Source organism: Streptomyces sp. NBC_01267, assembly GCF_036241575.1.
Taxonomy (GTDB): Bacteria; Actinomycetota; Actinomycetes; order Streptomycetales; family Streptomycetaceae; genus Streptomyces.
The window spans coordinates 376,878-391,401 of record NZ_CP108455.1 but is presented as its reverse complement, the minus strand read 5'-3'; the positions used below and the strand labels follow the sequence as shown (position 1 = coordinate 391,401).

At 68.7% G+C, this 14,524-nt stretch carries 14 protein-coding genes and 2 pseudogenes; 7 read left to right on the top strand and 9 right to left on the bottom strand.

Going from position 1 to position 14,524, the window contains the following annotated elements; translation table 11 throughout:
- Positions 1 to 64: 64 nt before the first annotated feature.
- The 3 genes and pseudogenes from OG709_RS02020 to OG709_RS02010 form a co-directional block, all read left to right on the top strand.
- A pseudogene (locus tag OG709_RS02020) lies at positions 65 to 432 on the top strand (transposase); the annotation flags it as partial.
- 180 nt (positions 433 to 612) lie between these two features.
- Complete coding sequence (locus tag OG709_RS02015; protein ID WP_329164533.1) at positions 613 to 1,164, top strand: SMI1/KNR4 family protein; 552 nt, start codon at positions 613 to 615, stop codon at positions 1,162 to 1,164.
- 441 nt (positions 1,165 to 1,605) lie between these two features.
- A complete protein-coding gene (locus OG709_RS02010) occupies positions 1,606 to 2,196 on the top strand; it encodes an immunity 21 family protein (protein ID WP_329164531.1) in 591 nt (196 codons plus the stop codon).
- Positions 2,197 to 2,265: 69 nt separating this feature from the next.
- Here the strand turns inward: OG709_RS02010 and OG709_RS02005 are convergent, their stop codons facing one another.
- From OG709_RS02005 to OG709_RS01980, 6 genes are all read right to left on the bottom strand, one after another.
- Entirely contained in the window at positions 2,266 to 2,808 is a 543-nt protein-coding gene (locus tag OG709_RS02005) for a DUF6882 domain-containing protein (protein ID WP_329164529.1), read from the bottom strand.
- 13 nt (positions 2,809 to 2,821) lie between these two features.
- Positions 2,822 to 3,163: a hypothetical protein gene (locus tag OG709_RS02000; RefSeq protein WP_266644566.1), complete on the bottom strand. Its 342-nt coding sequence runs from the start codon at positions 3,161 to 3,163 to the stop codon at positions 2,822 to 2,824.
- Positions 3,163 to 3,474: a hypothetical protein gene (locus OG709_RS01995; RefSeq protein ID WP_250304892.1), complete on the bottom strand. Its 312-nt coding sequence runs from the start codon at positions 3,472 to 3,474 to the stop codon at positions 3,163 to 3,165. Before OG709_RS01995 ends, OG709_RS02000 begins: the two co-directional genes overlap by 1 nt.
- Positions 3,475 to 3,541: 67 nt before the next feature.
- A complete protein-coding gene (locus OG709_RS01990) occupies positions 3,542 to 3,964 on the bottom strand; it encodes a DUF6262 family protein (protein ID WP_266644568.1) in 423 nt (140 codons plus the stop codon).
- Positions 3,954 to 4,358, bottom strand: coding sequence for a hypothetical protein (locus tag OG709_RS01985; RefSeq protein ID WP_250304894.1), 405 nt, complete (start codon positions 4,356 to 4,358; stop codon positions 3,954 to 3,956). Before OG709_RS01985 ends, OG709_RS01990 begins: the two co-directional genes overlap by 11 nt.
- Positions 4,355 to 4,720, bottom strand: a complete 366-nt coding sequence (locus OG709_RS01980) for an Lsr2 family DNA-binding protein (RefSeq protein WP_329164525.1) — start codon at positions 4,718 to 4,720, stop codon at positions 4,355 to 4,357. Before OG709_RS01980 ends, OG709_RS01985 begins: the two co-directional genes overlap by 4 nt.
- A gap of 635 nt (positions 4,721 to 5,355) precedes the next feature.
- Between OG709_RS01980 and OG709_RS36020 the strand changes: the two are divergent.
- Together OG709_RS36020 and OG709_RS01975 are read left to right on the top strand one after the other, a co-directional pair.
- A pseudogene (locus OG709_RS36020) lies at positions 5,356 to 5,583 on the top strand (recombinase family protein); the annotation flags it as partial.
- Positions 5,584 to 5,786: 203 nt separating this feature from the next.
- A complete protein-coding gene (locus OG709_RS01975) occupies positions 5,787 to 6,071 on the top strand; it encodes a hypothetical protein (RefSeq protein ID WP_329164523.1) in 285 nt (94 codons plus the stop codon).
- Between the two features lie 75 nt (positions 6,072 to 6,146).
- Here OG709_RS01975 and bla read toward each other — a convergent pair whose 3' ends face one another.
- The 3 genes from bla to OG709_RS01960 all read right to left on the bottom strand — a co-directional run bounded on the left by bla (position 6,147) and on the right by OG709_RS01960 (position 10,083).
- A complete protein-coding gene (gene bla / locus OG709_RS01970) occupies positions 6,147 to 7,091 on the bottom strand; it encodes a class A beta-lactamase (protein ID WP_250304897.1) in 945 nt (314 codons plus the stop codon).
- 201 nt (positions 7,092 to 7,292) lie between these two features.
- Positions 7,293 to 8,648: a carboxyl transferase domain-containing protein gene (locus OG709_RS01965; protein WP_250304898.1), complete on the bottom strand. Its 1,356-nt coding sequence runs from the start codon at positions 8,646 to 8,648 to the stop codon at positions 7,293 to 7,295.
- The gene (locus tag OG709_RS01960) at positions 8,641 to 10,083 is read right to left on the bottom strand and encodes an acyl-CoA synthetase (protein WP_266644576.1); all 1,443 of its coding nucleotides are present in this window, start codon (positions 10,081 to 10,083) and stop codon (positions 8,641 to 8,643) included. The genes OG709_RS01965 and OG709_RS01960 overlap by 8 nt, the downstream gene beginning before the upstream one ends.
- Before the next feature lie 339 nt (positions 10,084 to 10,422).
- Between OG709_RS01960 and OG709_RS01955 the strand changes: the two genes are divergently transcribed.
- Both OG709_RS01955 and OG709_RS01950 read left to right on the top strand, forming a co-directional pair.
- A complete protein-coding gene (locus OG709_RS01955; RefSeq protein ID WP_250304900.1) occupies positions 10,423 to 11,022 on the top strand; it encodes a hypothetical protein in 600 nt (199 codons plus the stop codon).
- Complete coding sequence (locus tag OG709_RS01950) at positions 11,022 to 14,462, top strand: GH116 family glycosyl-hydrolase (protein ID WP_329164520.1); 3,441 nt, start codon at positions 11,022 to 11,024, stop codon at positions 14,460 to 14,462. The genes OG709_RS01955 and OG709_RS01950 overlap by 1 nt, the downstream gene beginning before the upstream one ends.
- Positions 14,463 to 14,524: the final 62 nt, after the last annotated feature.

Below are 14,524 nucleotides of genomic sequence, written 5' to 3'. Positions count from 1 at the left end.
CTTGATCTTGGTCGCCTGGGCCGTGTATCGAAAATGGATCTTGAGTAATGGATGATCCCGGTTCATGGGGCGTGGAGATCTCACGGACGAGCAGTGGACGGTGCTGGAGCCGTTGTGCCTCGCGCACGCGATCGGGACGGCCACGTGTCCGCCCCGATCGCGTGCGCGCTGACAAGGCGTACGCCGCCCGCGCGAACCGCGCCTACCTATGCCGCCGCGGCATCCGCTGCACCATCCCTGACAAGGCCGACCAGGCGCGCAACCGAAGAATAGGCGGCTCCCGTGGCGGCCGGCCGCCACGTTTCGACCCGGTCGACTACCGTGAGCGCCACGCTGTCGAGTGCGGTATCAAACCGCCTCAAGAGACACCGAGCTGTGGCCACGAGGTACGACAAGCTCGCGGTCCGCTACGAGGCGACCGTCCTCATCTCGCGGCCGTCAACGAGTGGCTGTGACCCTCGGCTGTCATGCGGTGGGATCCAGGTTTCATGCCGCAGAACACACAGCCGAAGTCGCCCTCGCGCACGACGTTGCGCTCCTGGGGTGCTTCGCTGCTGGGCCGTAGGGTGCGCCGTCAGGCCGTGAGGTAGACGTTCAGAGGAAGGAATGACCATGGGGGACGTGCAGTTGGCGTGGCAGCGATTGGTGGACTGGCTGGAGACGAATGCACCGACGACTGCGTCGTCGATCCTTGCTCCCGCTCCGCCGGCAGCGATCACTGCGGCTGAGGAGCGCATGTGCGTCGTTTTCCCGGTCGAGCTTCGGACGTGGCTCCAGGCATCCGGGTCCGACAATGACCCTGAGGGTGTCACGGAGGGGGTCGTGCCCGGCAACCGCGATTTGCTGGGACTCGCGGCCATGGAACGGACGTACCACTTCAAGATGGAGATCGAGCGCGACGACCCGTCCGACGATCCGGAGTTTCCCTTCTGGCATGAGCAGTGGATTCCGATCATCTCGGACGATGATGCTTGTTACGGCAAGTTCCTGGATGTGCGTAGCGGTCAGATCGGTTCATTCGGCGATGGGGATGCGCCATCCTTCGGAGTTCACGAGTCACTGACCGTTCTGTTCAGCGAGACGGTCGTCCTCATGGAGCAGATTTCTGCGGGGGTGCAGGGCGCAACTGGACGCGTTCAGGGCGGCAGGCTGATCTGGGACTGATGATCGGCGTACGCACGTAGGCCCACGGTGCCGACCGACACCACGGGCCCACTGCTGCTTCTGTTGTGCTACTGCGGCTGTGTCGATCGGGTCCCGGTCGCCGTCAATGACTGATCTACTTTGGATCTCCCACCGCGATTTGAACCTTCGCCGCACCGTTCGAGATCCACTTCCGATACACGGCCTAGCACAGGTGATCGGTGCGGTGCGGGGTTCTCCGGAAGATCCTCGATCACTGGTGGGGGCTGGCTACCGTCCGCCGCATGCCGGTGGAATTTCTGACTGATGAACAGGCCGTTATCTGTACCTGGCCTGGAAAAGAGCCAAGCTGAGCAGGTCATCTACTTCGCTGACAGTGTCAGCGATGCGGCTCCGGGGAAAGGGGCCAATCCCTGGTCAACCTGGTGGAGCATTGTCAGTGGCAGAGGGCAGACTCGCAACATGAGCACACCCTCATCCACCCAAGCCGGTTCAGCCCAGCGTTCCCACCCCTGGGTGGAGTCGATGGGCGGCCCGCTGATAGTCGTCCCTGTTTCCGCACTGGCCAGATGGGGCGGCTGCACGGAAACGGGGATGGTCATCAGCGACGCGGACACCCCGGACGACTACGACCGCGCTTGCGAGGTGGACGGTCTGGCCGGGGTGATTGCCGTGGGCGAGGACGGTGCGCGGGCACTGATCTTGGCAGACGAGCCCGCTAGCACCTGCTACCTCCCGCGGCACCATGCCTTCCTCCGCTGGCTCGCTGCTGACTCCGAGGCCGATCTGCTCGCTGTGGCCGAGGCCGTCCTCGCCGACCCCGCTGTCGAGTGGGAGGAGTGCGGCACCTGGGAGACGGACGGGCCGGCGGTGCTCGTGGACTCCGTCACCGCAGGGACCGAACTGAACGTCGAGTACCCCAATGGCGGTGGGCTGCCCGACCAAGGACCCGTCCCGCTGCCCGGCGGTCGCTGGACGGTTCGCGCCGTTCACGCTGAGGTCGACGAGCGGACCTGGGTTGGCCTGATCCAACTCCTGCGCGCCGACGCCTGAGACCGATAGCCGCAGCGATGGCTGCACTCCCACTGGGTGCCGGGTGGGCGCGGCTCTCCGGTCGGGGCGTCAGCCGATATCAATCTTGAAGGTTGATGTCGTGCCGTCCTCGGCGGTCAGAGTCACGGCTCCGAAGGTGATGATCGGGATCGATGTACTGCCGGTGCCTCGGTAGAAGCCTGTGGCCTCAGTGATCCTGAGGGCGAGTGCAGCGAGCGTGGCGGCCTTGCCCTCGTCGGCGTCGACCTTCGGTTGGGTAAGCGCGAGGTGGCCGTGGTCCTTCGCCCAGTCGCGGACGGTGCGAGCGTCTCGGCTCATCTCGGGGAGGATGCTCTCATTGGCCCATGCCCAGAGCCAGGAGGCCGCTGAGGGGTTGTAGCTGCCGATGATCTGCGCCGGCGCGGTGGCGGTCTTGTCGGGGAAGGTCCAGGTGATGATTCCGGTGCGCTGGTCGAGTCCCCATCGGTCCGCTGAGCCGAGTCCCCAGGACATGTGTGCTTGTGCCAGCTGCTCGATCATGTCTTCGCCCTGCAGGAGCAGGGTGCTCAGTTCAGTTTGATCGGATTCTGCCGCAACACCGTCTGGCCTGCTGTTTCGCTTGAACAATCCCATGCGGCGAAGTCTCTCAGGGAGCTCCTGGGAGGTGCTCATTGGCCAGGGGTTCCCGCTGCTCCACCGCGGTTCCGGACCGGGTTGCGGTGACATCCCCTGTCCACCAGTCCGGTTTGTCGGTGGGCGTCCAGGCCATGGTGACCGGCCGTTGGAAGGTGTCCTCGATCCAGCGGTGCATAGCCTCCTGAGCGGACTCGGGGGAACCGCCGGGCGATTCGTTGGGAAGCGCGCCGTCCAGAACACCGCCGGGCTCGGCGAGGTAGACCGCGAAGCGCCACTTGAGTGGGGTCCTGAACAGGACGACCGCGGCGGGTCGGCCCAGTCGGCTGCACCAGTCCTGCCTGGGCCTAGGCATCAGGTACTTGCCTTCCATTCGTCGAGCTTGATCTTCACCTGGTAGTTGTGGTCGGCATGCCAGATGACTTCGCCGCTGACGCGGGTTCCGATGAGCGGGAGCACGGCATCCCTGGGCATCGCCATGATCTCGGCCAGGCCGATCACGTCTGGGGCGTTGTCGATGGTGATGAAGACGCCGAAGGGCTGGCGGCCGATGACCTTGCCGGTCACCGAGGTTCCGACGGGCAGGGCCAGGCAGGTCGCGCACCAGGCTGCCTGGGAGCGAGCTCCGGCCTCGACGCCGTTGTCCGGCCACGAGTATTCGTCCATGCGCCGATCATGACATGCGCCGGTTTCACCTCGGACGCGTTCGTCCAGCGTCCGGGCTGGGAGAGCGTCAGTCGCGTTGGGCCGCGGACTGTGTGGGGATGCGGCGGCGGAGGTCGCGGATCTGCCCGAGTGCGACGGCGAGCTCGTTGCGGAGGCGCTCGTTCTCCTCGTTGAGCTTTCGGTTGGCTCCCCGCAGCGCGCGCACGACGGCCTCGTGGGACTTGGTGGTGATGCGCTCCTTGTCGGGCAGGGCGGGTCGGCCCGAGGCGGGCTGTCGGCTGGCGAGGCCCCGCAGTCTGGCCAGCAGGGTTGCCTGGGCGTCGTCGTAGAGGAATGTCCGGGAGACCCCGGCTCGGGAGGCGACCCCGGAGACGGTGACCGGACCGCCATCGTGTTCCAGGCTGTCGAGAACACAATTAACGCGCTCGATGCAGTCCAGGCGGCGTTGTTGGGCGGCCTCGACCAAGTGGTCCGAGTTGTCAGCCCGCATCGGTTGCCCTTTCGGTCGCCTGGTGACCGGTGTCGCCCGCGTCCAGTGTCGGGGCCAGGCCATCGTGGTCCTGGTCAGTGATACGGGCGATGACGTGCTCGACGGCGGTGGCCAGTCGCTCGTTGACGGCGACAGCGCGGGGCCGTTCCGCCGCTTCGGCACCGGCCTGCAGCTCGCGGGTGCGGGCGAGGGTGTCGAGGTGGATCGGCAGGAACTGTCGATCGGTCTGGAAGTCCTCGCAGAAGTAACAGCCGTCGGCGGCAGTCTTGGGGCAGGGGCGCGCGATGTGCCGTCCGCACCAGCCGCCGGCCACCGCGTGAAGACGGCGACCGATCTTCTCGGCAAGCCACTCGACGCCGGACAGGTCGGCGTCGAGGCCAATCACGACGCTCACAGTGATGCTTCGTACGCCTCGCGGATGAAGGCGGGGATGCGCCCCTTGTCATTAACGAGGTAGCCGTTCGCGCGGGCCCAGAGGCGTATCGCCTCGCCCTCCGGACCGCGGTCGCGCATAGGGCCCCCGGCGGTTTCTCTCGCGTTGACCGAGGAGACTCCCTCCAGGTGGTCCGCTGCATCCTGGACGAAGGCGAACAGCGAGGGAAACTTTCCTTCTTCGGGGTAGGAGCCCTCGGTCCAAGACCCGATGCTTCCAGTGCGTGTGTTCAAGAACCGCCCATAGAAGCCGTCGCTCTCCGCGGCGATCGGCACCCATTCTTGGCGCCAGGACGGATAGTCAGGGTCGTCGGACGGTTCCATCTCCCCCACACCCCAGCGCCACCAGGCACGAGTGGGCATCGGGTTTTCTCCCGGCACCGACGTCGTTCGACAGAAGCCACTGCCACATTTCTCTCGGCAGCTTCAGGCTCATGCGGTCTTCAGTACCGCTGAGGGCTGTCGGGCTGCCCGGGTCGCCAAGCTCAGCAAAGACGTCGGGAGTGTGCTGTTCGAGCCACTTGGTGACCCGGCCCCATGGCTGTCGTACGTCTTCTGCCTCGTGCGTCGGCATTTCGCTCATGCGTGATCTCCAACGGACGGAGCACGCCGAACCGCGTTGCTGGCCCCCAGGAACGGCAGAACGGACTCCCAGGTTCTGACGTCGTCTATCAGAGGGCGACCGCTGATCATCCATGGGCAGACCGTACGCGGGGCCACTGACATCGAACCCTGTCGGGGTCTCCATGTTGCTGCGGGCTACCTACCTGCGCGCGGCGGGCGGTCTCCGGCAACGGACATCACACATGGTCATTCTCAGAAATGGTCATCTGTGAGAGTTCTGCGAGAGGCCCGGAAGCGATTACGTTTCACCAGGTCGCCATTCGCAAAAGTCCTCTCGAAACCCGCACGTTGTGCGAGGCACTTCTGAGAGGCTGCCGTCATGGATTTGACACCCGATCAGGCCGCATTGGCTCGAAGCCCTCCGCCGGGCGGAGTGCCACAAAGTCTTCTCCGAGCAAATCAGCACCCGGGTCAAGGCCCGGCGCGAGCTGGAGAAGGCGCTCGCGCTGGCCCACCAGTTCAAGGAGGCCGCGCCCGAGACCCCCGTCATCTTCACCGTCCACGAACTCAAGCGCCTCGCCCACAACGCCGCCGAGCTGATGACGCTGTCCGCCGAACTCCAGGCCGGCGGCATCCAGCTCGAACTCCTCACCGGCCCGCTCACCGGCATCTACGACCCCAACGGCATGGGCGCCATGTTTTCGCTGTCCTCGCCGTCACCGGGCAGATCGAGCGCAACTACATCCGGGAGAAGACCCTCGAAGGCCAGGTCATCGCCGCGTCCAAGGGCAACCACGGAGGACGCCCGAAGGTCATCGACGACGACATGCTCACCTTCGCCGTCGCACTCAAGGACAAGGGCGTCCCCGTCCCCGAGATCGCAAAGAAACTCACCATCAAGGTCGGGAAGAACGCGGGCAAGTCCCCATCGGTCGCCTCGCTCTACCGAGCCCTGGCCGAAGCCGAGGCCGCCACGGTGGACGACGGCCTGCCGCTCAGGCCCAAGCCCGTACGCATCCGCCGCCCTGAGGACCCACTCACCCCAGAAGAGAGCGACCTCCGCGAACGCCTCCAGGCCCAGCCCCACCCGAACGCGGAGACCCGCAGCTAGCGACCATGATCAAGGGCTTAGCGCCAACGGCTGTACCGATGGTCCCCAAGGCCGTGACAGGTCACGCCTGACGCATCACGCCTGACGCATCAGGGCCGATGCCAGGACGGTGGCGGTCTCGGCGATCAGGGAATCGTCCGCCGTGGCGTCGGCGACATGCTTGGTGGACAGGACGGCCAGCACGATCGGCCCCTGGCCGGGTGGCCAGGCGATGCCCACGTCGTTGGCGGTGCCGTAGCTGCCGGTTCCGGTCTTGTCGCCGACGGTCCACTCCTCGGGGAGGCCCGCGCGCAGCCGCTTGTCCCCGGTGGTGTTGGCCAGCAGCCACCCTGTCAACCGTTCCCGGTCCGCCGCCTCCAGGGCGTTCCCGAGAGCGAGGCGCGCGTAAGTCATCCCGATGGCGTGAGGAGTGGTGGTGTCGGTCGTACGGCCCGGCTCCGCCGAGTTCAACTCCGGCTCCCAGCGGTCGAGTCGGGTCACCGTGTCACCGAGTGACCGGCAGAATCGGGTGACGGACGCCGGTCCGCCGAGTTCGGCCAGCAGGAGGTTGATCGCGGTGTTGTCGCTGTACGAGAGGGCCGCCCCGCACAGGTCCTCGACGGTCATTCCCCGGGCAAGATTATCCGGCAGGCCGGTGATCGGGGCGCCCCCGGACCTGTCGATGTCCTGCTGGGTGTAGTGAATGACCTTCCGGAGGAAGGAACCGTCCCGGTCGAGGTCTCTCAGTACGGCTCCGACCGCGGGCGTCTTGGACGTCGAGCACAGCGGGAAGAGTTCGTCCGCCCGATAGGAGACCCGTCGGCCGGTCGCCGTGTTCCAGCCGAACGCGCCCAGACGGGCGTCGTGTTCCTGTTCCAGGTCGCGCAGCTTCCGTACTGCTTCGCCGCCGGGGACCGAAGCGTATGCCGCGGACGCCGACGGAACGACGGTCAGTGCCGCCCCGAGACCACCGGCCAGCACCGCGCGGCGGGACGCACCCGCCACCCTGATCGACTCCAAGATGTCCAGCCTTCCTCTCACGCTGCCACTTCCTGCACAGGACGCCTCCCGCGGCTCACCGGTTCCACGGTGGGTGCTGCCGGGTTCAGCCCTCGGCGGCCTGCACGGTGCCTGCCGGAGCAACAGCGCCGTCGTCAACGGGCCCACGCCACCGAGAGCGGGGGTGAGGGCGCCCGCCCGATCGACCGGGCGGGTCACCCGCCGTGCGTGTCGGCCCGAGCCCTACGAAGGAGGGAACAGGCTCACCACCCCACGTGCGATCCCCAGCTCCACCAGATCGTGGGGGCGCAGGCGCAACTGGTCGGCGGTCTCCCCGGCCCGGTCCGGGGCGCGCTTGAGGATGGCGGCAGCGGCCTCCGGGGCGATCACCGAGAAGTAACTGTCCGGCGTGGCCCAGGTGTTGCCCGGTGCGGCCAGTGCGAGCGCACCGCCCGAGCCGCCCTCGCCGATGAGGAGTGTGGTGAGCGGGACGCGGGCGGTGGCCATGGCCGTGAAGAGACCGGCGATGGCCGCGCCCGCGCCGGATCGCTCCGCTTCGGCGTCGTTGGCGGCGCCGGGCGTGTCGATGAGGGTGAGCACCGGGACGCCGAGGGCGTCGGCGAGGCGGACCAGGCGGGTGGCGGTGCGGTATCCGGCCGGACGGGTCGCGGTGCCGCACTGTGCGGCGTACGCGACGGTCCGGCCCCGGTGGATGCCGAAGCCGCAGCGCATACCCGGATCGGTGCCGCCGCAGCGGTCCCCGCTGATCTCCCGGACGCGGCCGTCGAAGTAGGCGGCGAGGTACGCGGCGGCACGCGGGCGACCGGGGGAGCGGGCCAGGGCAACGGCTTCCTGGCCGGAGGTGGCGCGGTCCGGTTCCCCGACGGGTGTGCCGGGCGGCTCGGGCGGTCCGGCGTCCCGTGGCCCGGCGAGCAGCAACAGCCAGTCGGCCAGGGCGGTGCGCAGTTCCCCGGGGCGAACCAGTGCGTCGACATGCCCGGCGGTCAGTTGGCCCTCGGCGGTGTACGCGGTGGGATCGGCGCCCGGCGGCCGTACCCGCGATCCGGCGAAGCCCACCTGCGCGCCGGGCAGCGCGAGGACGACATCCGCTCCCGCGCCGAGGGTGGCCCAGCCGCCGCCGGTCGTGGGGTCTCGCAGGACCGCGATCTGTGGGGTGCCGGAGTCCCGCAGCAGCGCGGACTGACGTGTCACGCGCTGGAGTTGGGCCAGTGCGCGCATGCCCTCCTGCATCCGGCTGCCGCCGGTGGCGATCAGCGAGACCAGCGGGGTGCGCCGCTCACGGGCCAGGGTGAAGGCGGCTTCCAGGAGGTCGCCCGTGGGTTCCCCCAGCGAGCCGCCGAGGAAGCCGAACTCGAAGGAGACGAGAACCGCCGCCCGGCCGCCGATCGACGCGGTCCCGCAGACGACGGACTCGCGCTCGCCGGTGCGCGCCGCGGCCCGTACGGTCGACTCGTCGTACCCGGGCCAGCCGAGCGGGCCGTCGCACTCGCGGACGTGCGGCGAGTGCGGCACGTCGCTGAAGGAACCCGGATCCGCCACCGCACCGATCGCCTCGCGGGCCGTCCACAGGTCAGCCATGCAACGCCCGCTTCATGATCTTGCCCATGTCGTTGCGGGGCAGCGCGTCGAGCAGCCGTACCTCGCGGGGCCGCTTGTGGGGGGCCAGCTGCCGCGCCACGTGCCGGGCCAACTCATCTACCGTGGGCGGGAGTTGGGCGTCCACCGGGACGATCCAGGCGACGATCCGCTCGCCCAGGTCCTGGTCGGGCTCGCCGGTGACCGCGGCCTCGCGTACCGCAGGATGGTCCAGGAGGGCGTTCTCGATCTCGCCCGCACCGATCTTGTAGCCGCCGCTCTTGATGAGGTCGGTGGCCTTCCGGCCGACGATGCGGACAGCGCCGTCCGGATCGCGGGTGGCCATGTCGCCGGTACGGAACCACGCGCCGTCGAAGGCCGCGGCGGTCGCGTCCGGCCGGTTCAGGTACTCGGTGAACAGGTTCGGGCCGCACACCTGGATCTCGCCGACGGTCTCGCTGTCGTACGCCGTGATCTCCTCGCCCGACTCCTCGACCAGTCGCACCTTCACCCCGCTCAGCGGCACGCCGACCGTGCCCGGCCGCGGCTCGCCGTCGGCGCGGACGCTCGTGTTCATCAGGGTCTCGGTCATGCCGTACCGCTCGATGACCCGTCGGCCGGTCGCGGAGGCGATGCGCTCGTGGTCGTACACCGGCAGCGCGGCCGACCCCGATACCAGCAGCCGCGCGCCGGACAGGGCCTTGACCAGTGCCGGTTCCTGGGGGAGTGCCTCGGCGATGCGGTGGTACATGGTGGGGACACCGAAGAACATCGTGCCGTGAGCGGCCAGTTCGCGGGCGACCGCGTCCGTCTCGAAGCGGCCGAGATGGTGCACGGCGCCACCCCGGCGCAGCGGGCCCAGGATGCCGAGGATCAGCCCGTGGACGTGGAAGAGGGGAAGGGAGTGGACCAGCACGTCGTCGCCTGTCCACTCCCAGGCGTCGGCCAGCGCGTCCAGGGTGGAGGTGATCGCCCGGCGCGGCAGGACGACACCCTTGGGCGGCCCGGTGGTGCCGGAGGTGTAGACGATCAGGGCGGGTGCCTCGTCGGACGGCTCACCGGGGAGCGCGTGGGGACCGGAGGCCGCCCGTACGTCGATGTCCACCCGGTCCAACGCGGCGAGCACCGGCGGGAGTTCGTCGCCGGGCGCCGCCAGGACCAGAGAGGGCGCGCTGTCGGACAGGATGTGCGCCAGCTCGCGCTCACCGGTCCGCGGGTTGAGCGGCACGGCGGGCACCCCGGCGAGCAGTGCGGCGACGACGCCCACGGCGGTCTCCAGGGTGGGCGTGGCCCAGACGGCGACCCGCCCGGCCCCGCCGAGCAGGGCCGCCGCCGCTCCCGCTGCGGCGGCCAGCTCGGCATGACTGAGCGACCGGTCGCCGAAGCGCAGCGCCGGGCGGGCCGAGCCCGCGGTCAGTGCCGGGAAGAGAGGAGGCATACGTCGAACTCCTTGGCCGAGGCGGCAGAGAGAGTGGTGCGCGTCGGTGACAGGATATTTTCGGGGCCGGGCTGATTCAGGCTCTTCTCCTCTCAGGCCACCCCGACCCGCGACCCTATGCGGTCCGGGGGCGGGCCGGTGATCGTGACGCAGCCACAGCTTGCGGCCGACTCGCGCGAAGCCCAGGACGGGACCTGTCCCAGCCATTGGCAGGTGCATGACTCAGCGTCTAGGCTCGGCACCTGGATTGATCGGATCTATATCCCCTCATGAGTCTTCAGTTTCATCTGCGTGTCGAAACTGTGCGCCGAAGAGGCCAATTCATCGGAGGTACTGCGTATGCGCTCACTCCGTTTCACCATCGTCGCCCCAGTCGTCGCACTGGCTGCTCTCGCCGCGGGGGCGCTCGCCCTCGCTCCGGGGGATGCCGCGTCGGCAGCCACCCGGGCGACCGGGAACGGCTCCGGCAGTTCCTGGCAGCGGCAGCTCAGCACGGCGCTGCCCTCGCTGGGGCACCGCAACTGGATCGTGGTCACCGACTCCGCCTACCCGCAGCAGACCAGCCCGGGTGTCAGGACGATCGTCACCGGCGGCCACCAGGTCGATGTCGTCAAGGACGTCGTGGGCATGCTGGACAGGCAGCCGCACGTGAAGGCCCACATCCAGCTCGACAAGGAGCTGTCCTACGTACCGGAGAAGTCGGCGCCGGGCATCACCGCCTACCGCAAGGACCTCGGCAAGGCACTCGCCGGCCAGGAGACGAAGTCCCTGCTGCACGACGACCTGATCGGGAAACTCGACGACGCGGGCAAGGAGTTCGGCGTCATCATCCTGAAGACCGACCTCACGCTGCCCTACACCTCGGTATTCTTCGAGCTGGACGCCAAGTACTGGGACGCGGACCGCGAGGCCGACCTGCGCAAGCGGATGGCAGGCTGATGACTGTGGCGCCTCTCCCCGCCGGGCGCGCACGCCGCTCCCGTACTCTCACCACCGCCCTGATAGCCGTTTCGGCCCTGATCGGCACGGGAGCACTCACCGGAGCCTCCCCCGTGGACGCCGTGGGCTCCGCAACCGCCCCCGCTTTCACCGAGGGGTTCGAGGGCGGCGTGCTGCCGGAGGGCTGGCGCGTCGCGTCCGGTGCGTTCGGACAACTGGTCACGGACCGCGCCCGGTTCCACAACTCGGACGCCCCCTACCTCAAGGAGGGCACCTGGTTCCTCTCCACCCTGGAGACCGCCGGACAGCAGCCCAGCGACAGCTACACCGGCACGGTCGTCTCACCGAAGTTCACCCTGGCCCGGCCCACCGTGACGATGCTCGTCGGCGGCGGTTCCGGCGCGAACACGTACGTGGCGCTCTGCGCGTACGACGCGACCGCCGCCGACGGCTGCGGCAAGGAGGTCGCGCGCGCGAGCGGCGCCGACTCCGAGGTGATGGCCTACCGCACGCTCGACGGTTCGTCGCTCGTCGGCAAGGACGTCGTCCTGAAGGTCGTCGACAAGTCCACGGCGGCGTGGGGCCATGTCACCCTCGACGACGTCCGGGCGAACGTGCCGCCCGCCCCGACCGCGCCCCGTACCACCCGCACCGCCGACGCGGTCTCCCTGACCTGGCAGGCGGCGCCCGACCCGCAGGTCACCGGATACGAGGTGTACCGCTCCACCGCGCAGGACGGCGCCTACACGAAGGTGGCGACCGTCAAGTCCCCCTCCTACCAGGACCGTTCGGCGGGCAAGGAAGGAACCTGGTTCTACCGGGTCGTCGCGCTCGACGCGGACGGCGGGGAGTCCGAACCGGTCACCACGCTCGCCCGGCCGTACACGGACCTCTCGGGCAAGGGTGCGCCCGCGACCTACAGCGGGGACCATCTCACCGACACGCGCTTCCCCGTCGGACCGCTCGGTTCGGCAGGCATCGTCCACGACGGCACCGGCGCCCGGCCCACCTGGTGGATCTTCAACAACATCGGCAAGCTCTCGCCCGGCAGCTGGCAGCTCGACGAGGACACCTACACCCAGGGCAAGCTGCCGAACAGCTTCTTCGGGGTGCGCGCCCAGGCACAGGGGGGCCGCCCGGTGGTGCGGGCGCTCCAGACGAAGGCTGTCGGCGACACCGCGTTCCCCGCCATGAAGTCGCTGACGCAGCAGGGCGAATACCCGCAATTGGGGTACGACTTCAAGGACGACCAGCTTCCCGTGCGGGTCTCGGAGGACGTCGTCAACCCGATGATTCCGGGCGATGCCAAGGACTCCGCGATCCCGACCGCGATCTACCGCTTCACACTCGACAACCCCACCCGTAAACCCGTCAAGGTGTCGCTGCTCGCGTCGCAGCAGAACGCCGTCGGTTTCAACGGTTACGACACCGTCGGCGGCGCCGACGACCGCGTCGTCGACGGCTACGGCGCCAACCGCACCCGGGTGACCGCAGCCTCGGGCGCTCAGGGACCGCAGACCGGCCTGAGCATGTCCGGCAAGGATGGCGCGGGCACCATGAACCTCACCGCGTACGGGAAGAACGTATCGGCGACGGCCTCCTGGGACTCGCTGAGTTCGCTCTCCGCGGACCTCGCCGACGACGGGAAGCTGAGCGGGTCGAAGGACGCGTCGAGCCCGGCCGACCGGACGACGGTCGACGGCGCGCTCTCGGTATCCGTAACCCTGGAACCGGGCGGACACACCACCGTGCCCATCGCCCTGAACTGGCACTTCCCCGGCGCCAAGAACTACAACGGCGGGGACGGCCGCCAGTACGAGAACTGGTGGAACTCCGCCGACGACGTCTCCTCGTACGTCACCCGGAACTACGACCGGCTGCTCGCCGACACCACCGCGTACCACGACTCCCTCTACGACTCGAACCTGCCGCGCTATCTCATCGACCGGGTGTCCGCGGCCACCGCCGTGCTGCACTCGCCTTCCGTGTGGTGGGCGAAGAACGGCTTCTTCGGCGCACGCGAGGGCTGGGGCTGCTGCCCCGGCATGCCGACACACGTCTTCCACTACGCCCAGGCGCAGGCCTGGCTGTGGCCGGAGGTCGGCCGGCGCTGGACGCAGCAGTGGCTCGACAACGCCGACAGCTCCGGCAAGATCCCGATGCGGTTCGACGGCGACAGCAGCTTCACGATGGACGGCCAGACGGGCGTTCTTCTCTCCGCCTACCGGACCTATCAGACCACCGACAAGAAGTGGCTGGACGCCAACTGGGCGAAGGTCGAGAAGTCCATGGACTACGTCGTCGGGCTCGGCGACGCCGACCACGACGGCATCCTGACCGGCAGCTTCAACACCACCCTCGACGGCGGCGAGACGGGCAACGGCTCCTGGCTGGGCTCGATGTACCTCGCCTCGGTGCACGCCTCGCAGAAGATGGCCGAGGCGGAGGGCGACACCAAGGCCGCCCAGCTGTACGCCTCGATCTACGAGAAGGGCCGCACAGCCGGTGAGAAGGCCTACTTCAACGGCGAGTACTACACCGAGGTCAACTCGGGCGTCGGCGCCTCGTACGGCAACGGCTCCGAGGTGGACATGCTGCTCGGCCAGTGGTGGTCCACCCAGCTCGGCCTCGGCGACATCTACGACAGCGCGCACATGGACCTCGCCGCGAAGAACCTCTTCAAGAACAACTACCGCGACAACCTCCTCGGCGACACCCCGTACTCCGGCTACAACTACGCGCACCAGTTCCGCCAGTACGCCCTCGAAACCGACGGCGGTCTGCAGATGACGACCTGGCCGCACGGCGACAAGCCGTCCAACACCCCGCTCTACTACGACGAGTTGATGTCGGGCTTCGAGTACTCGGCGGCGGCTCTGATGCTTCAGCGCGGACAGACGGCGGAGGGTCTCAGGGCCGTGAAGGCGATCTCCGACCGCTACGACGGAAAGGCGCGCAAGGGCCCGTACATCAGCATGGGCACCTGCTCGACCGGCGACGGCACGGGCAGCCCGTTCGGCGACGACGAGTGCGGCAAGTACTACGGCCGCACGCTCTCCTCCTGGTCGCTGCTGACGGCGGCTCAGGGCTTCTCCTCCAACGGTCCGGAAGGCGCCCTCACCTTCGCACCCACCTGGCGGCCGGCCGACCACCGCTCGTTCTTCAGTACGGGCGCGGCCTGGGGCACGTTCACGCAGAAGCGGGCGGGTGGAGTCCAGACGGACAGCGTTCTGGTGCGGCACGGGTCGCTCGCCGTGCGCCGGCTGACACTCCAGGTGCCGCAAGGCACCCGGACCGTACGGCTGCGTACGTCGGGGAGCGCCGGGGAACTGCGGGGCGCCGAGGTGACGCTCTCCGGCACCACGGCCACCGTGCGGTTCGCGAAGCCGCTCACCGTGCGGCACGCGCCGCTGACGGTACGGCTCGCGTACGGGCCCTGACGGACACCGGGCGGCGCGCGAGACGCCCTGACCGTGCGTGTCCACGGCCCCGAACCGGTCCG

Excerpts from the sequence above, each read along its gene's own strand:
- OG709_RS01990 (WP_266644568.1), bottom strand. The coding sequence starts at position 3,964 with ATGCGGGCTGACAACTCGGACCACTTGGTCGAGGCCGCCCAACAACGC.
- OG709_RS02005 (WP_329164529.1), bottom strand. The coding sequence starts at position 2,808 with ATGGGATTGTTCAAGCGAAACAGCAGGCCAGACGGTGTTGCGGCAGAA.
- OG709_RS01960 (WP_266644576.1), bottom strand. The coding sequence starts at position 10,083 with ATGCCTCCTCTCTTCCCGGCACTGACCGCGGGCTCGGCCCGCCCGGCG.
- OG709_RS02010 (WP_329164531.1), top strand. The coding sequence starts at position 1,606 with ATGAGCACACCCTCATCCACCCAAGCCGGTTCAGCCCAGCGTTCCCAC.
- OG709_RS01975 (WP_329164523.1), top strand. The coding sequence starts at position 5,787 with ATGCTCACCTTCGCCGTCGCACTCAAGGACAAGGGCGTCCCCGTCCCC.
- OG709_RS01965 (WP_250304898.1), bottom strand. The coding sequence starts at position 8,648 with ATGGCTGACCTGTGGACGGCCCGCGAGGCGATCGGTGCGGTGGCGGAT.
- OG709_RS01950 (WP_329164520.1), top strand. The coding sequence starts at position 11,022 with ATGACTGTGGCGCCTCTCCCCGCCGGGCGCGCACGCCGCTCCCGTACT.
- OG709_RS01955 (WP_250304900.1), top strand. The coding sequence starts at position 10,423 with ATGCGCTCACTCCGTTTCACCATCGTCGCCCCAGTCGTCGCACTGGCT.
- OG709_RS01995 (WP_250304892.1), bottom strand. The coding sequence starts at position 3,474 with ATGGACGAATACTCGTGGCCGGACAACGGCGTCGAGGCCGGAGCTCGC.
- OG709_RS01980 (WP_329164525.1), bottom strand. The coding sequence starts at position 4,720 with ATGGAACCGTCCGACGACCCTGACTATCCGTCCTGGCGCCAAGAATGG.
- OG709_RS02000 (WP_266644566.1), bottom strand. The coding sequence starts at position 3,163 with ATGCCTAGGCCCAGGCAGGACTGGTGCAGCCGACTGGGCCGACCCGCC.
- OG709_RS02015 (WP_329164533.1), top strand. The coding sequence starts at position 613 with ATGGGGGACGTGCAGTTGGCGTGGCAGCGATTGGTGGACTGGCTGGAG.